Source organism: Arthrobacter sp. KBS0703, assembly GCF_002008315.2.
Lineage (GTDB): Bacteria > Actinomycetota > Actinomycetes > Actinomycetales > Micrococcaceae > Arthrobacter.
Genome location: NZ_MVDG02000001.1, coordinates 120,717 through 140,561 on the forward strand (window position 1 = coordinate 120,717; position 19,845 = coordinate 140,561).

A 19,845-nucleotide genomic window follows, 5' to 3' on the forward strand; every position below is an offset into this window, starting at 1 on the left:
CTACTGCTGGAGATCGGACTGCTGGTCGGCGGAGGCGGTGGCTTCGCCGTCGATGTTCTGCGTGATGATGGCGTCCTGCTGTGCCACCGCGACCGCGTCGCTGTCGATGGATCCGATGTTGGCGGCTACGGCGGCGTCGATCGGCGCGGCCACGTTGGCGTTGGCCGCCACGGCGCCGTTGATCGGGGCGGCGATGTCGGCGTCGGCGGTGAGGTCCACGTTGACGTTCAGGAGGTCACCGTCGAGGGCTGTGGAGGGGTCCACGGGCAGGGCTCCGACGTCCGGAACAGTGCCGCCCGGAGTGGTGCCGGACGGTACCTGGCCACCGTCCACCGCGCCGCCGTCCGTTGACGCGGGAGTCCCGCCGTCGACAGTTCCGCCGTCCGCCGTGCCGCTGCCCTGGGTGATGGTGCTGTCCTGGGTGGAATCGGCCGTGGCATCGGCGGTGATTCCCTGGTCGATGATGACGCCCTGGTCGGCAAGGGCCTGCGATTCCGAGCCGAAGGAGAGGATGTTGGCGGACGCCGCGGCGTCGATCGGGGCGGCAACGTTGGCATTTGCCGCAACGGCGAGGTCGATGGGCGCGGCGGCGCTGATGCCCAGATCGAGGTCTGCGTTGAGGTCAAGTACGGAGGCGACTTCCTTGTCCGGCAGGGCCGTGCCCGAATGCGCCATCAGTTCGTCGTCGGAAAGCGGGGTCAAGTCCTGTTCATTGCTCACGCCATGCTCCAGTTCCGGCACCGGATTCCCTGCCCCCAGCGGACAGGTGCACCAAAGATGCCCGTATGCGAGTCAATAGTAAGCATGATTACGATCTGTATGCGCCGTTTGCTCCGTAGATGCCCTTCTGAGCGCTCAAAAGGGCCGCGGAGCAACCGTTTCCACAGGCCAGCGCGGGCGGGCCCTACTTCAACCCGGCACCAGGCAGCAGTTCCGTGGCGCCGAGGGAATCGGCAATGAAGGCGTAGTCCCAGGCCCGTTCGTGCCACTGCACATACCGGCCGGAGGCCCCGCCGTGTCCGCCGTCCATCTCGATCTTCATGACGATCGGCTCGGTTCCCGTGGTCTTGGACCGCAGGATCTGCACCCACTTGGCCGGTTCGACGTATAGGACGCGGGTGTCATTGAAGGACGTCACCGCCGCGATCTTGGGGTAGGCCACCTCGCGGACGTTCTCGTAGGGCGTGTACGACTTCATGTACTGGTAGACCTCGGGGTCGGTGATGGGGTTGCCCCATTCTTCCCACTCCAGTGCGGACAGGGGGAGCTCCGGATCCAGGATGGTGTTCAGTGCGTCCACAAAGGGCACCTGCGCCAGGACGGCCGCGTACTTGTCCGGCGCGAGGTTGGCCACGGCGCCCATGAGCAGGCCGCCCGCGGATCCGCCGATGGCCGCGATCCGGTCCGGGGCCGCCCAACCCGACGCGGCCAGCCAGTCAGTGGCCGCGATGAAGTCCGTGAAGGTGTTCTTCTTGGTGAGCTTCTTGCCGTCCTCGTACCAGTGCCGGCCCAGTTCGCCGCCGCCGCGGATGTGCGCAATGATGAACACGATCCCGCGGTCCAGCAGCGAGAGCCGGGCAACGCCGAAGCCCGGGTCCATGCTCAGCTCGTACGAGCCGTAACCGTAGACCAGCCCGGCCGCGGTGGAATCCTGGGGAACGGACTTGTGGCGCAGCACCGAGAGCGGGACCTTGGTGCCGTCCGCGGCCTCGGCCCATTCGCGGGTTGCGACGTAATCGGTGGAGTCGTAGCCGCCCAGCACCGGGCTTTCCTTCCGGAGCAGCAGCTCGCCGGCCGGCTGCTCCGCGGTGGGGAGCACGAAGTCGTAGACGCGGGACGGCGTGAAGTAGGACGTGTAGCCCACCCGGATCACGGGGGCTTCGTAGTCCGATCCGCCCACGCCCGACGTGTACAGTTCCTCGTCGAACGCCGGTTCCACGGGCGGTTCCTGGGCGGGTGTGCCCAGCCCGGCCAGGGACATCACCTGGACCCGCTCGATGGTGTCCTTGCGGATCGAAACCACCAGGTGGGTGGACGTGACGCCGGCACCGTTGACGCGGACGTCATCGGAATGCTCGACGACGGTGGCCCAGTGCTGCTCCGCCAGCGGCTTGGCGAGCTCGGCCGGGTCAAGCAGCGAGACCATCGAGTTCACGGCGTTCCGGTTGTGCGTGATGACGATGCGCTCCTGGCCGTCGAGCAGGAAGGGCTCGGCCTCGTACAGGACCCGTTCGTCGCGGGAGATGACGGTGGTCAGGCTGCCCTCGGGATCGTCGAAGCGCAGCAGCCGCGTTTCGCTGTACTCCGAGCAGCCGATGCCAAGCACGAGGTGACGCCGGTCGGAGGAGAGCTCAAAGCCCAGCCACATAGCGACGTCGTCCTCCTGGTAGATCACCGCATCGTCGGAGACCGGCGTGCCCAGCACGTGCGACTTGACCTGGTACGGCCGCCAGGAGTCATCCACCACGGTGTAGAAGATCCGGGTGCCGTCGGGGGAGAAGGAGACCCCGTAGAAGACGTTCTCAATGACGTCCGGCAGCAGCTCGCCGGTGCGGAGGTCCTTGATGCGCAGGGTGAAGCGTTCGTCCCCGGAGTTGTCCACGGCGTACGCGTACAGGTTCCCGTCCACCGTCACGGCGGTGCCGCCCACCGAGAAGAACGGCTTGCCTTCAGCTTCCACGTTGCCGTCCAGCAGGATTTCTTCGCCGGGGATTTCGACGCCGGCCTCCACTGCGGGGGGAGTCCAGTCGGCCACCGGGTTGCCGGTGTCCTGGGCGCGGACGCGGCAGTGAATTCCGTATTCCTTGCCCTCCGCCGAGCGGCTGAAATACCACCAGCCGTCCTTGCGGTGGGGAACGGACAAGTCCGTTTCCTGGGTGCGGCCCTTGATCTCCTGGAAGATGGCTTCGCGCAGGGGTCCCTGGTGCGCGGTGACGGCCTCCTGGTAGGCGTTCTCGGCCTTCAGGTGCGCCACGACCTCCTCGGATTCCTTGTCCCGGAGCCACTCGTAGTTGTCCACGAACGTGTCGCCGTGGTGGGTGCGCTCGGCGGGCACCTTCTTGGCAACGGGAGGGAGGGGGACGGCAGCGGCGGGGGTGGTTGCGGTGTGCTGCAGCGGAGTCTGGGTCATTCCCTCAATATATAGAGCCGCACTGACATTTGGGCGGCCGTTCGCTACCGGGGGAGAGACGCGAATGTGGCCAACCAACGTCCCGCCGGAGCCTGTCCCCGTTCCCGGCCCGGGCGTATCCTGAACTCGCGTCCGCAAACCGGAACCAATCCTGCAGCCGAGGGGGAGCCATGACCATTCCGCCAGTGCACGAACCCGACCCGTTCCCGCCGGAACCTGGCCCCGATCCCATTCCGCCGGATCCTTCGCGACCCGCGCCGCCAAGCCCTTTCCCCGCCCCTGAGCCGCCGGTGTCTCTTATACACATCTCCGCTGCCGGTGCCGGACCCGGGGCCGGCTCCGCTGCGCCCGGACCCGACCCGCAGCTAAGAACCCGTCCACCCGCAGTCCACAACGCGGGGGCACGTACCGCTGGATCCGCAGGATCTAGGCTCATCCGTGCCCCCGCGTTGCCGTGTTTGCGGCAATACCCAAGCCGCGCCGCGGGAAGCCGCAATCAGGAACGTGACGCAATATTCGGCCTTCGTCTGTTATCTGCGTCACATGCGGGTTAGGGTAGTTGTCGGTCGCAGCGTCGCGGCCGTGCATGAGGGGAGTAGTTTTCTTGAACCACAAGCTCAAGGTTTTAGTCCGGGTGGACCTCGATTGCGGCGAAGCTCAGGTCGCCGCCCAGGGACATGTAACCGCCCAAAGCATCCAGGCCCTTTACGTCGTCATGAAGCGCGCCAACCACCTCCGGCAGGGCCTCCAGCTCGTTGTGGACGTCTCCCACGCGCGCGTCGAGCCGTCCGCTCTTGAACAGCTCCGGGAATGCTCCGAAACGCACCACCTGCCGCGGTCCATCGACCCGTCGCAGTCCGAATGCAACGTCCGCGTTCTGGCACCGTCAGACGCCGGTGCTCGAACCATTGCGGGCAGGGTTCCGGCAGCCGCGGCTGCTTGATACGCCGGCTGTCGCTGTTTGCCCGGGCCGCCGTTACTCGGCGGCGGGCAACTCAGCCGGAAAGTCAGCCCTCCAGAACGAAACCTTTTCCAGGACGCAGGCCTTGCAGGAAGTAAGCCCTGGGGCCGTGTCCGGGATATTTATCGTGTGGCATGGTCTGCGCGCGGGAGTCTCAGCGTCGAGGCTTTATCGCGCCGGCCGCCGTCGTCATTTTTCCGGATTCGGGTTCTTCACGTCGCGTGAGCCGATGTCCGCCGCGCCGAGAACCTCGGCGGCCGGGGAGTGCGTCGTCTCGTGTTCGCGCACCCGCAGCTCCGGGTGGTGCAGGTCCAAGGCCGGGCGCTCCGAGCGGATGCGCGGCAGGGACGTGAAGTTGTGGCGTGGCGGCGGGCAGGACGTTGCCCACTCCAGCGACGCACCGAAGCCCCAGGGATCATCCACTTCAACCCGCTCGGCGCGGCGGGAGGTGATGAAGACGTTCCAGAAGAACGGGATCATGGACGCCCCCAGCAGGTACGAGCCGAAGCTGGAGAACTGGTTCATCCACGTGAAGTTGTCCTGCGGCATGTAGTCCGCGTAGCGGCGCGGCATGCCTTCAACGCCGAGCCAGTGCTGGATCAGGAACGTGCCGTGGAAGCCGAGGAACAGCATCCAGAAGTGGATTTTGCCGAGGCGCTCGTTGAGCATCTTGCCCGTCCACTTCGGCCACCAGAAGTAGAAGCCGGCGAACATCGCGAACACCACGGTGCCGAACACCACGTAGTGGAAGTGCGCCACCACGAAGTAGGAATCGGAGACGTGGAAGTCCAGCGGCGGGGAGGACAGGATGATGCCGGTCAGGCCGCCGAAGAGGAACGTGACCAGGAAGCCCAGGCTCCACAGCATGGGGGTCTCGAACGTCAGCGAGCCGCCCCACATGGTGCCGATCCAGTTGAAGAACTTCACGCCCGTGGGCACCGCGATGAGCATGGTCATGAATGCGAAGAACGGCAGCAGCACCGAGCCGGTGACGTACATGTGGTGCGCCCACACGGTCACGGACAGCGCGGCGATGGCGATCGTCGCGTAGACCAGGCCCTTGTACCCGAAGATCGGCTTGCGGCTGAAGACCGGGAAAATTTCCGAGACGATGCCGAAGAACGGCAGCGCGATGATGTAGACCTCGGGGTGGCCGAAGAACCAGAACAGGTGCTGCCAGAGCACGGCCCCGCCGTTCTCCGGATCGTAGATGTGGGCGCCGAAGCGGCGGTCGGCCCCGACGGCGAACAGGGCGGCGGCCAGCGGCGGGAAGGCCATGATGACCAGGACCGCCGTGACCAGCGTGTTCCAGCTGAAGATGGGCACGCGCCACATGGTCATGCCCGGGGCGCGCATGCAGATGATGGTGGTGATGAAGTTGACCGCGCCCAGGATGGTGCCGAAACCGGAGAGCGCCAGCCCAAAGACCCACAGGTCACCGCCCACACCCGGGGTGAAGGTGGTGTTGTGCAGCGGAGCGTAGGCGAACCAGCCGAACGATGCCGCGCCCTGCGGGGTGATGAAGCCGGACATCGCGATGGTCGACCCGAAGAGGAAGAGCCAGAAGGCCAGTGCATTCAGCCGCGGGAAGGCGACGTCGGGGGCACCGATCTGCAGGGGCATGATGACGTTGGCGAACCCGGCGAACAGCGGGGTGGCGAACATGAGCAGCATGACCGTGCCGTGCATGGTGAACAGCTGGTTGTACTGTTCCTTCGTCACCAGGATCTGCATGCCGGGTTCGAACAGTTCGGCGCGGATGAGCAGTGCCATCACGCCGCCGAGGAGGAAGAAGATAAACGAGGCGATCAGGTACATGTACCCGATGGTCTTGTGGTCGGTGGAGGTGATCCACTTGACCACCATGTTGCCTTTTTTGAGGGGCACCACGCGGGGAGCTGCAGTAGCAGTTAGTCCTGCTGGGTGCTGATATGCGGTCATCGTCTGCCACTCCCCGGCTTCGCGCTTCAACGCCCCTTGTCAGGGGCTGAGGTGCCGGCCGGACCGTGGGCGGTTCGCTGAACCGACGGCATCAGGATAGCCCCGGGCGGCACCCCGGCAAAAGGGCAAACGTTCAGTGCCCGGTCACTGGTCCGCGCACGGTGGAGCTTTGGCGGGACAGAAGCAGCGCCGCAGCGATCATGCCGACGCCCAACAGGAAATGGAGCCAGTTGTCCGCGGTGTTGACCGGGACAAAGTTGGCCGCCGTCTCGTGGCCGATCAGCAAGCCGTAAATCCACAGGACCAAGTAGACGATTCCGCCGTACAGGAGGAAGTTCTTTGCCTGCCCAGCAGTGCGGCCCATGAGGATGCCGGCCACGCCGAAGAGCATGTGGACGATGTTGTGCAGGATGGAAACCTGGAAGACGCCCAGAAGCATTGCTTCGGACAAATGCCCGGCCAAGCCCAGCGAACCGTAGTTGGTGGTTATTCCGGGGATGAAACCAAGGATGCCAAAGAGCAGGAATACTGCCCCGACAGCCTGGGACGCCAGCTGCATGCGGGACCTTGCACCAGCCGTGTGATGGGTAGTAGCCATTTTGCCCTCTCCTTTGTTGTTGGCCGGATCAGTCCGGCACTTCCATCTGGAACCCGCAGCCGCAGCGCAGCAGCCGTGTGGGTAGATGGACATCGTGAATGGTGTGGTGCCGGGCCAGCTCATGGCCGTAGATGCTGCTGGTTCCGGAGCTCACGGAGACCATCGGGGTTGCGCAGTGGAAGTATTCACCGCCGAACTGCAGGACGCCGATCACCTGGCCGTGGCGGTTCAGGACGGCGGCGACGTCGTGGACGTTTGCCGGGTGGGCATAGAAGAAGTCGCATTCAACGCACGTGTAGGACACATCCACCAGGCCTTTTTGCGGCGGATGCAAGGCCTCAATGGATTCGACGATCAGATGTTCGTCCGTCCGGCATTCGGGGCACCATAAACGATCACCGGACGGGCGGTGCGCCCCGCCTGGGAGGTGCGCGTTGGAGATGGTCGACATCGACGGGCTCCTATTATTTGGGCGTCTTTGCCCCGACTTTTTGAGGTCAATCCCACGCTTAAAATAACCCCGGCCCGCCCGGCAAACAAGAGCCGCCGGCCCCTTGCTGAAGCCCGGAAATCCAGGGCCGGCGCCGGCCGCCGGGGCGCCGGCAATCCCGGAAAAATGCTTGCGAACAGTTCATTCCGGTGCTATAAAAAATTTATACCAGCGGGCATAGATCAGCTGGTATGGAACGGGAGGTTCCGAACTTTCAAGTTGGCTGCCACATGGGGCGGTTAGCCCGGGAGCACGCCACCGCGCTTGATAGCGCATCGGCAGCAATGTCCGGAAGCCTCCCGCCAGGACGGCCCGCCGGCCATAGGGCCGGGGGCCGTCCCTATGCCCAGCCCTCTCGCCGATGTCACCCGCGTCTGCGGCTGATCGCGTCCTACTACTGACACTCTTCGCTAATTTGGATACGCTGGAGGCAGGTCTCCGGGCTGCAGAGAGGTCACAGATAGTCGACTTTGCTGCACCTGTTCTGCGGGCACGTCCAGGCAGGAGCAACCAAGTGAATGGGACGAGGCGCCGGGCCAAGGCCGGATTCGCTTCTGCAATTTCGCTGGTGGCAGCCTTGATGGTGGGTTGTACGCCAAACGAGGGGCGGCAGCCTAACCCCGGTGAGAATGAACCTCACGTCATCACCGTCTGGACCACGGAAACGCTTCCGGACCGCATGGCCAAGTCCCGTGCAATCGTCGAACGCTTCACCGCCGCCACGGGCGTGACCGTGGACCTTGTGGGAATACCCGCACACCGGTTCAAGCAGATGGTGGCCTCATCGGCGGCCTCGGGCGACCTCCCTGACGTGATCGGTTCCATTTCGCTGGGCCAGGTCCGGACCCTGGCCGCCAGCGGCCTGGTGAATGCCGATCTCAATGCCAGCGTCATCCTCGCCCTGGGCGAGCACACGTGGTCCCCGCGTGCGCTGGAACTGACCAGGGAAGGCGGCAAGCAGCTGTCCGTTCCCGATTCCTCCTGGCAGCACCTCCTGTACTACCGGAAGGACCTGTTCGCCCAGGCGGGGCTGGCGGCACCCAAGACGTACGCAGACATCATGGCGGCCGCAAAGAAGCTTGACACCCCCCAAATGGCGGGCTTCGTCGCAGCCAACAAACCCGGCCAGGCATTCACCCAGCAGTCCTTCGAGCACATCGCGCAGGGAAACGGCTGCGAAATGGTCAACGCCAAGAACGGCATCACATTCGAGAGTCCACAATGCGTGGCTGCGCTCGCGTTCTACCGCGACATACTGAAGAACTACTCCGGGCCCGGGCTCCAGGACATTGACACGGTCCGGAACGCGTACTTCTCCGGCAAGGCAGCGATGGCCGTCTGGCCCACGATGATGCTGGACGAATTGGCGGGACTCCGCACCGACGCCAAACCCAGTTGCCCGGAGTGCACGTCAGATCCCGGCTTCCTGGCCAGGAACACCGGAGTGGTGGCCGGCATCCTCGGTCCAAGTGGCAAGCAGCCGGCCCAGTTCGGCGAGATCACGTCCTGGACCATCACCAAAGACTCGGACGCGGATCCCGCCCGCCGGTTCGTGGAATACGTCATGAGCGACGGGTACGCTGACTGGCTCGCGATCGTCCCGGAGGAGCGCCTTCCGGTCCGTGCCGGCAGCCCCGGCAAGCCTGCTGAATTCACCGACGCGTGGAAGACCATGCCGGTGGGGATCGGCAAACAGGAACCGCTGGGCAAGTTCTACTCGCAGGACGTGCTTGCCGTGCTGCTGCAGGGTGCCGAAGAGGTCAGGCACTGGGGCATCATCCAGGGCCAAGGCGATCTTGCCGGCGCCGCGCTGACGGAACTGCCCATCGCCAAGGCAGTCGGCGACGTCACGACCGGCAGAGCCGAGCCCAAGGCGGCGGCGCAAAAGGCCGCAGCATCCCTGCGCTCGATTCTCGGCTCCGTGAAGTGATCGTTCCGTGAAGTGATCCGTGAGGCGATGGGCCTCGACCCGCCCGGTGCCGTGCCCTCCGGGAAACTCCTAGGTATTCAGTTCCATCATGAGCGGCGGCAGCTCATCGGCCAGTTCCCGTGCCAGGAAGCCGACGCTGCCCAACCTGCTCGCGAGCCGGTCCGCCGCGGCGGCATGAAGGTGGCTGCCCCAGCAGGCGGCCTGCGCGTCGGTGGTGCCCCGGGCCCGGAGCCCGGCGATGGTCCCGGCCAGGATGTCGCCGCTTCCTGACGTTCCGAGGCCGCCGTATCCGGTGGTGATCTCCCAGCGGTCCGCACCTTCGGGCGCATCCCCGCCCGGGGGACGCGCGATCACGCCCTGGCAGCTCACCACGGCACGGTACTTCTCCGCTATTTCGACGACGTCGGCGGCAAGGTTGTCGGTGTCCCGCCCCAGCAGGATCCCGGCTTCGTTGGGGTTCGGTGTGAGGATCAGGCGCCCCGCCCACGGTTCCAGCTCGTCCAGCAGCTGGGGGAGGCAGCCCAGCGCATAGGCGTCGAGGATCACCGTGGCATGGCCGCCCTTGCCGCCACCTGAGCCGCGTCCCGAGCGAGGCCCCGCGTCCCGCTCCGCTTCCCGCCGAAGGAGTTCGCGCAGCAGCGCCTCGGTCTCGTCGATGTCGTCCAGGCCAGGCCCGATCAGCACCGCGTCCGCCGACTCCAGGTCCTCAGCCACGGCCTTCAGCCCGGACGCACCCACCGACCCGCCGGCGGATTCGGGCAGCCCGGCCACTCCGGCCTCGGGCAGCGTAACGGCCAGCTGCACCGCCACGGACTCCGCCACGGCAAGGGTGAGCCGGCCCGCTCCCGCCCGGAGCACCGCCGTTCCCGCCAGCAATGCCGCACCCGGAGTGCGCCTGGCCCCGCCGATCACCAGCACCGCGCCGCGGGAATACTTGTCCGCGCCAGCGGAGGGGAGCGGCCAACCGCGGAGCAGCGCCGGCGTGATCTGTGCCGGCGTGCTCTGGCCGGGCGAAGCGGACTCAGCGCGGGTGGACACTGGCATCCCCCGCGTGCTCGGTCACCTCGACGCCCTGCTGCGTGAGGTGCTCGGCCACGTTGAAGCTCTCCAGCGTCCACGGGCCCACGCCGTCCGGCCGCACGTACCGGGTGACGGACGCGTTGAGGACAGTGGTGCTCGCCGCGAGGTCCAGGAGTTCATGCTCGGACATGCCTTCCAGGACGTAGCGGAACAGCAGCACCACGGCATCGTGGCAGACCAGCATCACGCGGTGGCCGCTGCCCAGCGCGTTCAGTTCGCCGAGCACGGACCGCAGCCGCAGCGCCACGTCCGCCCAGGATTCCCCGCCCGGCGGGCGGTAGTAGAACTTACCCAGCCACCGCCGTCGTTCTGCTTCTTCCGGCAGCCGGTTCTCCACGCCGAGGCGGGTCAGCATGTCCAGAATGCCCAGTTCGCGGTCGCGGAGCCGCTCGTCGGTGCGGACGGCAACGGGCCAGCTCGCCGTGCCGACGGCGATTTCGGCCGTCTGGTAGGCGCGCATGTAGGGCGAGGAAATCACGACGTCGGGACGCAGGTCTTCGGGGACGTCCGCCAGCGCCCGGCCCAGGGCCTGGACCTGTTCGCGCCCTGTGGAGGACAGCTCGACGTCGGCATCGCGGGCGGGGACATCGATCACGTCCGCTCGGGAATCCTGGGCGGCCGTGGCGGCCACATTGCCCTGGCTCTCGCCGTGCCGGACCAGGATGAGTTCCACCGCCCCCGCAGTCCAGCCGGCAGGCACGGTTCCGTCATTTACCGCCGTGCCGTTGATTGCCCTGCCGTTGACTGCTCCGTCATTGCCCACGATTTCCACTCCCCGTTGCCCTAGGCGTGCGAATGCTCCACGTTACTAGCGCCGTACCCGCCCGGCCAGCAAAATATGCCGGCGGACTGAAATGTGGGCCGGAAGAATGCACGGTGATTGACCGGCTTTGAGCAACCGGCCCGAAGGCCAAGGGGGCAATTTCGGGGCGGCCAGCCCCACCTTAGGCCACGCGCCTTGTACCAATGTGTGGATTTCTGGAGTCCAAGGTGATGCGGCTGATACCAACCAGAAATCGCCGGAGCCGGCGCCGGATCCCGCAACCGGCACCGGTGGTGTTTCGGCAGATGAATGCACAAACCGCCAGGATTTACAGAGGTCTCCGATGCAAGGGTCCGCCTCGTGCGGCGGGTCCAGAGGATACCCGTTGCCCCCTTGGGGCAACGGGCAACGGGTATGGACACCCCGGGTAGGGGTCGCTGCGGCCGCCTCGTGTAAGGCGAACCGCTCAGCTGCACTGACCAAGCCGAGTACGGCTCGGGGCCGGACGTTGATTTCATCCGGCGCGAGTCGGGCATCGGATTCTTCGACCGCGCTGAAGTCCGCTCCCTCTGCACAAATCCGGTGGTTGCCTCAGGGGTTTGCCGGGGCCGTTCTGGGGTCGCGGCTACCGGGCGAGGCGTAATTAGCAGGATGTCCACCGTGCGGAGCCGGCACATGCGACCGCGCCGGACTGGACGTCCAACGGGATGGGGGATCCGGTGGTCCGCTATTACCGGCCTCGTCCAAGCCTGGCTTCGGACCGGTCCTGACCGCCGAATTCCTAGGCGCCACCGGCGGAGACCCGATCGTCTTCGAAACCACGAACCGGTTCGCTGGCGTCGTCTGCTGCAGGACTTCTATCTCCGCGCTCTCGGTGGTGAAAAGCTGCGTCGCCTCACGTGGCTATGACGACCGCAAACGCGGCGATGGCAAGCCCACATTCAAGCGCTGCCGTCCCTGGCCCAGGGCCGAGTGAACGTCCTCCGGGCAGTGCTCCGTGACGGGCACTTACTACGGTCCGGTTCCGAGCACGGGAGCGCAGCTGGCTGCCTGAGCCGCTGCCCGGACAGCTTATTCAACTCATCTCCGCCCAACTAATCCACCGAACCTACCGGCCAAGACAAGACCCGGCTTTGCCACTCGGTGTCATTTGTATACGCGGACCCAGTCGACCTGCATCCAACTTGGCTTGGTGGGCTTTCCGGTCGGGAACCAGTCGAGTTGGAGGGTTTGGTGCATTCCGACCGGCGGCACGTGTGCCCGGTTGGTGTCCGTGAACCACAGGGCGCCGTCAATGTATCCGGTGATACTGGTCGAGGTCCACTGCACGGCGTAGTTGTGCCATTGGGTGGTGTCGATTTTCCGTTCAGCCCGGGTCTGATAGCTCTGCAGTCCGGCACACGCGTAGTGCAGGGCGAACTTGATCAGGGTGGTGTCGGTGAGGGATTCGCCGTAATCGACCTCCGCACAGTTTGGGGAGCTGTTGCCGTTGGGCCACAGGAGCAGCACGGGGTGGTATTTCGGGTCCCGCACGCTGGTTCTCATCCGGGTTTCCCATCGGCCGTATTTTTGCTGGGCGAACTTTGCCGCCATCCCGCCCGTCGCGCCGTAGGCGTTCCCGCTGACGGTGGCCACGCCGTTGGCCACATTCCACGCCTTCGGGCTGCGAATACCTTTGCCCGCGTGGCCGGCGCCGTCGTAAACCTTCCATTTCCGGGGATTGGGTGCCCCGGTGTAGGAAAACTCGTCACCTGCCTTCACCGGGCCCCATCCCCGGAGGACTGCGGCCTGGACGTTGTTGGGGGCCGCGGTCACGGCCAGTTCCCTGTGCAGTGCCGGCACTTGCACCTGCACGGGCGCGGACAGGGGTCCGTTGAAGCTTCCTGAGGCGAGGGTCAACACGGCTGCGGCAATGGCAGCCGCGGGCAGCGTTCGCATCAACAGCATGAGGTCTCCTCTGCCCTACATATTCCTCCGCCGTCGGGCTGTTGTAACCGGAGTGCATGGACCGTTTGGGTGGCCGGATCCGGCGATACCTGAAGGAATGCTACCGGGTCCGGCCGTCCCGCCCCGCAAGGGGACGGTGCGCGGGCCGTCCGCTTCGGGGATGGGGTCACTCTGGCAGGGCTGCCTTGAGGAAACCAAGGACCCATCCGAGACAGGTTGCCTCAGGCCACCAATTTGGGGGGTCCGCCAGGTGGTTTCCTAAGAGCATGCTTCTGCTTCTTTCACCGCGCCGAGATGAACGGCGTTTAGGCAACATAGATGTCGTGACGGGTTAGAAGACAACGCTTGGCGCGGTCGGGAAGGCCTGGCGTGCAACGGTCACCTAATCGAGCGTTTACAGGACAGAGGAGGAATCCGTGCCCGTCGGATACCTGCCCGGTGAGAAGAAGACATCCGTGCCGATGCAGGCTGTCGGGGAACTTGCCTTGGAAGAACCTGCGGGTCTTCCAGCAGGCGCCCCACCCGGGTGGTGACCGCCCCGCCCGTCTGAGCTCCCCAAGGAATTCACAACTGGGCGGCCTTAGCGTGCTCCCATTCGGGCGAGGCCAAATCCGGCCAGCCAAAATTCAACGTTCAAGGGGAGGAACGCCATGGGTAACCATGAGTTTGTTTTGAAGGGGCGCGCGGGCTTCTTGTCCGTCTCGCCCTGGTGGGGTCTCATGATCATCGTGCTGGCGATTCTGGCCGTGCTGGCGCCAGGGTTCTACGGCTCCGGGACAGCGGCCGTGAAAGCCAATGCCGCCAGCAACTACGTGCCGCGGACCCGCACGTACTACATCGCGGCCAACGAGGTGGAGTGGAACTACGCGCCCACCGGCAAGAACCAGATCACGGGTGAGCCCTTCGACGAGGCCGCGCAGGTCTTCACGAAGCAGGGGCCGCAGCGGATCGGAAGCACCTACATCAAGTCGCTGTACCAGGAGTACACCGACTCGTCGTTCAAGACCCTCAAGCCGCGTACCGCGGCCGAGGAGCACCTGGGTTTCCAGGGGCCGGTGATCCGCGGCGTCGTCGGGGACACCATCAAGGTGGTCTTCAAGAACAACCTGGACCGGCCGGCGTCGGTCCATGTCCATGGCGTGTTCTACGACAAGAGCAGCGAAGGCGCGCCGTACAACGACGGCACTGGCGGGGCCGCGAAAGGCGACGACGGCGTGGCACCCGGCAGCACCTACACCTACAGCTACGAGGTGCCCGAGCGCGCCGGACCCGGACCCATGGACGGCAGTTCCGTGATGTGGATGTACCACTCCCACACCGACGAGGTGGCGGACGACTACTCCGGCCTGGTGGGCCCCATGGTGATCACCAAGGCCAGCGCCGCCCGCGACGACGGAACCCCGAGCGACGTGGACCGCGAGTTCTTCCTCCAGTTCAAGGTCAGCAACGAGAACGCCAGCCCCTACCTGCAGCGCAACATCGACAAGTTCGCCGGCAAGCCTCCTACGGTCAAGGCCGACGACGAGGCCTTCGGCGAGAGCAACCTGATGCACTCCATCAACGGCTACGTCTACGGCAACCAGCCGCTGGAGTCGATGACCATGCGCAAAGGCGAACACGTGCGCTGGTACCTGATGGGCATGGGCACCGAGGTCGACCTGCACACGCCGCACTGGCACGGCAACACCGTGACGGCGCTGGGGATGCGCACCGACGTCGTCAACCTCCTGCCCGCCAGCATGGTGGTGGCGGATATGGTGCCGGACGACGTGGGAACCTGGCTCTTCCACTGCCACGTCAACGACCACATCAGCGCCGGCATGCTCACCCGCTACCGCGTGCTGAACGCCGACGGTTCGGAACCCAGCGCCACCGGAATCCAAAACAGCACAGCCGCCGCCCAGGGCAGCACGGTCCAGGCCTCGCACGCGGGTCACTAGCCCCGTCGATGTCACACCAGTCGCCGCCTGTCCGCGCAGCCTATCCTGGGCGCGGACAGGCGCACGCCCCGCTTCGCTGGTCCGGCCGTTACCCCTACGTGTAAACGTCGAGGACGGGCTCATTCACCGCCGGCACAACGGAGCCGGTATCGGATCCGCACCGATGCCTGCCGTCCTCCGGGCCGGGGGTTCTGCCTCCGTCGGGGGAACTCTCCTCGTCATTGGTGGCTCCGCGCCGCGTCTGCATTCTTCCATCGCGGGGTAACTGAAGCCGGTGCCCTACGCCGCGGCAGGCGGTCCGAACCAGGTGGTCACCGCGTCGGCGAGCCCTGCCTCGGCCCGGTCTCCCACCCAGGCCACGTATCCGTCGGGCCGGACCAGCACGGCTGTGGGGGCAGCGACCTCCCCGAGTGCCGGAAGCTCCCACGTACCGGTGTATTGCGCGTCCACCAACTGGACCCTGTCGGGCCGCGGAGCGGGGCCGAAGCCGCCCGGCTCACCGAAGTTCAGCAGGACCGGCCGTGCATCGTGCAGCAGGGTGAAGACCCGTCGCGGACCGCCGGCAGTGACGACGTCTAGATCGGGCATGCGGCGTCCCAGCAGCGGGTGCCCCTCGCCGAGATCGTAGTGGATGTCCAGGCCGGACTGCATCGCGGCGAACCGTTTGCGCGGCTCGTCCATGCCGAGCAGCTCGGAGACGGTCTCGGCCGCGGCCTTGGCACGGTCATCCGGACGCCCAAGCGCGACCTGCGCCATGGTGTTGCGCAGCACGCGGGCAGCAACTGGGTGGCGCTCCGCATGGTAGGTATCCAGGAGGCTCTCCGGTGATGTTTCCTTGATGACCTGGGCGAGCTTCCATCCCAGATTCACGGCGTCCTGCACGCCGGTGTTGAGGCCCTGTCCGCCCACCGGGTAGTGTACGTGCGCGGCGTCGCCTGCCAGGAGGACCCGCCTGTCGCGGTAGGCGGCAGCCTGCCGCGACATATCGGTGAACCTGGAGATCCAGATGGGGCTGTGGATCCCGTAATCGGTGCCGTATACGGCGACGAGCGCTTCGCTGAGGTCGCGCAGCGTGGGTTTGCGCGTGGCCCCGACGTGCTCTTCGGTCACCATGACCCCAAGCGGCCCCCCGTCCTTGTATGTGACCTCGCCGTTGCGGATCTCGTACTCCAACCTGCCGAAGGAATGGACGCCAAAAGCGTTGCGGTGCATGCCCAATTCCGGCTCCTCGGCGGCCTCGACCTGGGCGATCAGGCTGCTCGTGGTCGGATCCCAGCCGGGAAAATCGATGCCGGCCGCTTTGCGGACCAGGCTGCGGCCGCCGTCGCATCCGACGAGATATTGCGCCCGCAGCGACCTGCCGTCGGACAGCTCGACGTCGACGCCGGCGCGGTCCTGCGCGAAACCGGTCACATCATGGCCGTAGTGGATCGGAACCGCCAGCTCGCGGACCCAGCCGGCGAGGATGCGCTCGATGTGGTTCTGCCACAGCCCCAGCCCGTACGGGTGGCGGGTAGGAAAGTCGCTGATGTCCAGGCGGGTGGAGGCGAACCCCGCGACCTGGGCTGTCCCTCCGAGAGGAACCGATCGGCAATCCCCCGCTGATCGAGGACCTCGATGGTGCGCGAGTGCAGGCCCCCTGCGCGGGAGCCGGCGAGGTCCTGGCTGGTCCGCCGCTCGACAATGACGGCATCGACGCCCGCCAGCGCCAGCTCGGCCGCCAGCATCAGCCCTGTCGGGCCACCTCCGGCGATCACCACCGCATGCTCGGTCACACTCATTCTGCTGTTCCCCTTCCCTAGCTTCTGGCCTCCGGCGAGTATGCGCCACGACCCGGGGCTTGCCGCAAGCCCCCGTGCGGGGCATAGATTGGAAATGGAAGGGATTTCAAGCATGACGACGGCGGTCCCGCACCCCGCGCTTTCGAGGTTGGTTGGGGGGCGAGGGGCTTAGGCGTGGGTGGGTTCCTCCACCAGGGCCGTGGCGATGCTGTCGGCGTCGTCCAGCGCGGCGAGGTACCGTTCGGCGTCCAGGGCCGCGGCGCAGCCGGTGCCCGCGGCGGTGATGGCCTGGCGGTAGCGGTGGTCCACGGCGTCGCCGCACGCGAACACCCCGGACAGGTTGGTGCACGTGGTGGGTGAATCAACCTTGATGTAGCCCTCGGCGTCCAGCTCCACCTGCCCCACCACCAGCTCGGTGCGCGGCACGTGCCCGATGGCCACGAAGATGCCGGTGGCTGGCTGATGGCGGGTGTCGCCGGTGCGGGTGTCCTTGAGCGTGACGCCGGTGACCTTGCCGTTGCCGTGGATCTCGGAGACGGCCGAGTTCCACGCGAAACTGATCTTGGGGTTGTCCTTGGCGCGCTGGGCCATGATCCGGGAGGCGCGGAGCTCGCCCTTGCGGACGACGACGGTCACGGACTTCCCGAAGCGGGTCAGGAAGGTGGCCTCCTCCATCGCGGAATCGCCGCCGCCCACCACGATGATGTCCTGGTCGCGGAAGAAGAAACCGTCGCAGGTGGCGCACCAGGAGACGCCGTGGCCGCTGAACTTCTTCTCCTCGGTCAGGCCGAGTTCCTTGTACGCGGAGCCGGTGGCGAGGATGACGGCCGGGGCCTGGTGCACGTCGCCGCCGCCGGTGACCACGCGCTTAAGGTGCCCGGCCAGCGTCACCTCCGTGACGTCGTCGAACACCACCTTGGCGCCGAAACGTTCCGCCTGCTGCTGCAGGCCGTCCATGAGCTCGGGCCCCTGGATGCCCTCCGGGAAGCCGGGGAAGTTTTCGACGTCGGTGGTGTTCATCAGGGCGCCGCCGGCGGTAACGGACCCGGCCAGCACCAGCGGTTCCAGGCCGGCGCGGGCGGCGTAGATTGCGGCGGTGTAGCCGGCAGGGCCGGACCCGATGATGATCAGCTGCTCGGTGGTGATGTTCTCCGGCTTGGCGTTCTTGGAACTCAAGGGTGGCTCCGTTTCCTCAGACTCGTTGGGCATGGCAATTTGTGGGCTGGCATTTACTGAGAGCCGCATAAACAAGTGCAACAAGCGCGGGGTTTTCAATCAAGGTTTGCACGTGACCAGGGTGCGTTCCGGCCCAGTCACAGGGTGGCCAGGAGTGCGGCCGTCTGTTCCAGGGCGCCGGGGACCAGGGAGTAATAGGCCCACGTGCCACGCTTTTCGCGGTGCAGCAGACCTGCATCGACCAGGATCTTCAGGTGGTGGGAGACGGTGGGCTGGCCCAGGTCCAGGGGTTCGGTCAGGTCGCACACGCAGGATTCACCGGAGGCCTCGGCCTTGACGATGGAGAGCAGCCGCAGCCGGTTCGGATCGGCCAGCGCCTTGAAGACCACGGCTTTCTGCTTCGCCTCCTCAGCGCCGAGGCCAGGCATTCCCGCCGGAGCGCAGCACGCTTCATCCGCGGCCGGCTCAAGTACAGGCAACGATTTCATGTACCCATTATGCCCCAACATTGACAATCATCAATGTATGAGCGGCGCACGTCTCGGCCCGCCCCGGGTGCGGCCGAACGCTATGGCCTGGCCGTTTCGGAACTGCGCGGCAGAACGGCGTCGTCCGCCGTGCGGCCGGCGAAGGGGAACAGAATGATGAGGAGGCCAAGGCCTGCTGCCGCGCCGATCAGCTGGGCGATCACGAAGCCGGGAACGGACGCCGGGGCGATGCCGGCAAAGGTGTCGCTGAAAATGCGGCCGACTGTCACGGCCGGGTTCGCGAACGAGGTCGAGGACGTGAACCAGTACGCGGCTCCGATGTAAGCGCCCACTGCCGGAGCTGCGAGGACGCCCCGCTTGGTGGCCGCCAGGGCGAAGATCAGCAGGATGAGCCCGGCCGTCGCGATGACCTCGCCCAGCAGATGCCCCGTGGTTGCGCGCTCCTTCGCGGAGATGGAGGTTCCCACCTCAAACATGGCGTTCGCGACCACACTGCCGCCGATTGCACCCACGGTCTGCGCAACGATGTACGTGCCAAGCTCTGGCAGGGTCAGTCCGGAGCCGCTGCGCAGGCCCAGGATCCAGTCGGCGAGGGACACCACGGGATTGAAGTGGGCGCCGCTCACCGGTCCGAGCACGAGGATCAGGACCGTCAGACCCAGCACCGTCGCCGTGCTGTTCTGGAGCAGCTGCAGGCCGACGTCATTGGGGGAAAGCTGCTGGGCGGCGATCCCGGAGCCGACGACGATCATCACGAGCAGGCTGGTGCCGAGCAGTTCGGCGACTGCGCGGCGCCACAGCGGCGGTTGTTGAGAAGTCATACCAACAGCTTGACGCAAAGATATTTACTCAGTCAAAATTGAATCAATGAATACTGACCCATTTGAAATCTTCCGGGTGCGGGTCGCCAAGCATGCAGCCCTCGCGGATCCTGCGCGGCTGCGAATCGTGGACCTGCTGACCCTGGGAGACTTTTCCCCCACGGAGTTGCAGGCCGAACTCGGGATGCCGTCAAACCTGCTGTCCCACCACCTGCGCACCCTGGAAGGCGCGGGCCTGACCGCCCGCCGCCGTTCTGAAGCGGATAAGCGCCGCAGCTACATCCGGCTCGCCGCAGGAGCGTTGGAAGGACTGGCTCCCGGCCGCGAACACGGAGCCCGCCGCATCCTCTTCGTCTGCACCCGGAACAGCGCCCGGTCCCAGCTGGCCACCGCACTCTGGAACCAGGTCAGCGAAATCCCCTCGACCTCGGCGGGTACGCACCCCGCGGACCGCATCGCCCCAGGCGCCATTGATGTCGCCCGCCGCCATGGCGTCGCTCTTGCGGACCTTCCCCCGCGCCGGCTGGATGAGGTGGCGCATGATGAAGACTTCGTCGTGACCGTGTGCGACAACGCCCACGAGGAAATCCCCAACCTGGGAGGGATCCACTGGTCCGTTCCGGATCCGCTCCGGCTGAACACCGAGGACGCCTTCGAAGGCGCCTTTACTGACATCGCCCGCCGCATCAGCGACCTTGCACCCCGCCTGCATGCCGCCTAAAACCCGGAAACCCGCAATATTGACAAGTGTCGATCTATTGTCCGATACTGCACGCATCGACAATCATCAATGTCCAGT

The 19,845-nt window shown here is 66.0% G+C and carries 16 protein-coding genes and 1 pseudogene; 3 read left to right on the plus strand and 14 right to left on the minus strand.

Annotation, left to right across the window (positions count from 1 at the left end; translation table 11 throughout):
* From B1A87_RS00580 to B1A87_RS00605, 6 genes are all read right to left on the minus strand, one after another.
* The gene (locus B1A87_RS00580; RefSeq protein ID WP_139362729.1) at positions 1-702 is read right to left on the minus strand and encodes a peptidoglycan-binding protein; all 702 of its coding nucleotides are present in this window, start codon (positions 700-702) and stop codon (positions 1-3) included.
* A 202-nt stretch (positions 703-904) separates the two neighbouring features.
* Entirely contained in the window at positions 905-3,130 is a 2,226-nt protein-coding gene (locus B1A87_RS00585; protein WP_185982183.1) for a S9 family peptidase, read from the minus strand.
* 625 nt (positions 3,131-3,755) lie between these two features.
* The gene (locus B1A87_RS24480) at positions 3,756-3,959 is read right to left on the minus strand and encodes a hypothetical protein (protein ID WP_185982184.1); all 204 of its coding nucleotides are present in this window, start codon (positions 3,957-3,959) and stop codon (positions 3,756-3,758) included.
* 321 nt (positions 3,960-4,280) lie between these two features.
* A complete protein-coding gene (gene ctaD, locus B1A87_RS00595) occupies positions 4,281-6,032 on the minus strand; it encodes a cytochrome c oxidase subunit I (RefSeq protein WP_144275675.1) in 1,752 nt (583 codons plus the stop codon).
* 133 nt (positions 6,033-6,165) lie between these two features.
* Positions 6,166-6,630: a DUF4383 domain-containing protein gene (locus B1A87_RS00600; RefSeq protein ID WP_078027541.1), complete on the minus strand. Its 465-nt coding sequence runs from the start codon at positions 6,628-6,630 to the stop codon at positions 6,166-6,168.
* Between the two features lie 28 nt (positions 6,631-6,658).
* Entirely contained in the window at positions 6,659-7,081 is a 423-nt protein-coding gene (locus B1A87_RS00605; RefSeq protein WP_078027540.1) for a hypothetical protein, read from the minus strand.
* Between the two features lie 607 nt (positions 7,082-7,688).
* On the opposite strand from B1A87_RS00605, the gene B1A87_RS00610 reads away from it, so the two are divergent.
* Complete coding sequence (locus tag B1A87_RS00610) at positions 7,689-9,050, plus strand: ABC transporter substrate-binding protein (RefSeq protein ID WP_260680554.1); 1,362 nt, start codon at positions 7,689-7,691, stop codon at positions 9,048-9,050.
* A 69-nt stretch (positions 9,051-9,119) separates the two neighbouring features.
* On the opposite strand, the gene B1A87_RS00615 is transcribed toward B1A87_RS00610, so the two are convergent.
* The 3 genes from B1A87_RS00615 to B1A87_RS00625 all read right to left on the minus strand — a co-directional run bounded on the left by B1A87_RS00615 (position 9,120) and on the right by B1A87_RS00625 (position 12,840).
* Positions 9,120-10,094, minus strand: a complete 975-nt coding sequence (locus B1A87_RS00615) for an ADP/ATP-dependent (S)-NAD(P)H-hydrate dehydratase (RefSeq protein WP_185982185.1) — start codon at positions 10,092-10,094, stop codon at positions 9,120-9,122.
* Positions 10,072-10,830: a histidine phosphatase family protein gene (locus B1A87_RS00620; protein ID WP_139362728.1), complete on the minus strand. Its 759-nt coding sequence runs from the start codon at positions 10,828-10,830 to the stop codon at positions 10,072-10,074. The genes B1A87_RS00615 and B1A87_RS00620 overlap by 23 nt, the downstream gene beginning before the upstream one ends.
* 1,209 nt (positions 10,831-12,039) lie before the next feature.
* Positions 12,040-12,840: a glycoside hydrolase family 16 protein gene (locus B1A87_RS00625; RefSeq protein ID WP_144275676.1), complete on the minus strand. Its 801-nt coding sequence runs from the start codon at positions 12,838-12,840 to the stop codon at positions 12,040-12,042.
* A 650-nt stretch (positions 12,841-13,490) separates the two neighbouring features.
* Here B1A87_RS00625 and B1A87_RS00630 point away from each other — a divergent pair.
* A complete protein-coding gene (locus B1A87_RS00630; protein ID WP_221937546.1) occupies positions 13,491-14,780 on the plus strand; it encodes a multicopper oxidase domain-containing protein in 1,290 nt (429 codons plus the stop codon).
* A gap of 279 nt (positions 14,781-15,059) precedes the next feature.
* On the opposite strand, the gene B1A87_RS00635 is transcribed toward B1A87_RS00630, so the two are convergent.
* The 5 genes and pseudogenes from B1A87_RS00635 to B1A87_RS00650 form a co-directional block, all read right to left on the minus strand.
* The gene (locus B1A87_RS00635) at positions 15,060-16,316 is read right to left on the minus strand and encodes an FAD-dependent monooxygenase (protein ID WP_260681009.1); all 1,257 of its coding nucleotides are present in this window, start codon (positions 16,314-16,316) and stop codon (positions 15,060-15,062) included.
* A gap of 80 nt (positions 16,317-16,396) precedes the next feature.
* Positions 16,397-16,675 (minus strand): annotated as a pseudogene (locus tag B1A87_RS24485) (FAD-dependent monooxygenase); the annotation flags it as partial.
* Positions 16,676-16,729: 54 nt separating this feature from the next.
* Complete coding sequence (gene trxB / locus B1A87_RS00640; RefSeq protein ID WP_078028747.1) at positions 16,730-17,707, minus strand: thioredoxin-disulfide reductase; 978 nt, start codon at positions 17,705-17,707, stop codon at positions 16,730-16,732.
* Positions 17,708-17,874: 167 nt separating this feature from the next.
* A complete protein-coding gene (locus B1A87_RS00645; RefSeq protein WP_078028738.1) occupies positions 17,875-18,225 on the minus strand; it encodes a metalloregulator ArsR/SmtB family transcription factor in 351 nt (116 codons plus the stop codon).
* An 80-nt stretch (positions 18,226-18,305) separates the two neighbouring features.
* The gene (locus B1A87_RS00650) at positions 18,306-19,046 is read right to left on the minus strand and encodes an MIP/aquaporin family protein (RefSeq protein ID WP_078028737.1); all 741 of its coding nucleotides are present in this window, start codon (positions 19,044-19,046) and stop codon (positions 18,306-18,308) included.
* A gap of 46 nt (positions 19,047-19,092) precedes the next feature.
* Here B1A87_RS00650 and B1A87_RS00655 point away from each other — a divergent pair, with 46 nt between their 5' ends.
* Entirely contained in the window at positions 19,093-19,767 is a 675-nt protein-coding gene (locus B1A87_RS00655; RefSeq protein WP_078028736.1) for a helix-turn-helix domain-containing protein, read from the plus strand.
* Positions 19,768-19,845 lie beyond the last annotated feature (78 nt).

Bases quoted from the DNA above. Each gene is read 5' to 3' on its own strand.
- B1A87_RS00625 (WP_144275676.1), bottom strand. From the start codon at position 12,840: ATGCTGTTGATGCGAACGCTGCCCGCGGCTGCCATTGCCGCAGCCGTG.
- B1A87_RS00655 (WP_078028736.1), top strand. From the start codon at position 19,093: ATGAATACTGACCCATTTGAAATCTTCCGGGTGCGGGTCGCCAAGCAT.
- B1A87_RS00585 (WP_185982183.1), bottom strand. From the start codon at position 3,130: ATGACCCAGACTCCGCTGCAGCACACCGCAACCACCCCCGCCGCTGCC.
- B1A87_RS00645 (WP_078028738.1), bottom strand. From the start codon at position 18,225: ATGAAATCGTTGCCTGTACTTGAGCCGGCCGCGGATGAAGCGTGCTGC.
- B1A87_RS00605 (WP_078027540.1), bottom strand. From the start codon at position 7,081: ATGTCGACCATCTCCAACGCGCACCTCCCAGGCGGGGCGCACCGCCCG.
- ctaD (WP_144275675.1), bottom strand. From the start codon at position 6,032: ATGACCGCATATCAGCACCCAGCAGGACTAACTGCTACTGCAGCTCCC.
- B1A87_RS00615 (WP_185982185.1), bottom strand. From the start codon at position 10,094: ATGCCAGTGTCCACCCGCGCTGAGTCCGCTTCGCCCGGCCAGAGCACG.
- B1A87_RS00650 (WP_078028737.1), bottom strand. From the start codon at position 19,046: ATGACTTCTCAACAACCGCCGCTGTGGCGCCGCGCAGTCGCCGAACTG.
- B1A87_RS00630 (WP_221937546.1), top strand. From the start codon at position 13,491: ATGGGTAACCATGAGTTTGTTTTGAAGGGGCGCGCGGGCTTCTTGTCC.
- B1A87_RS00600 (WP_078027541.1), bottom strand. From the start codon at position 6,630: ATGGCTACTACCCATCACACGGCTGGTGCAAGGTCCCGCATGCAGCTG.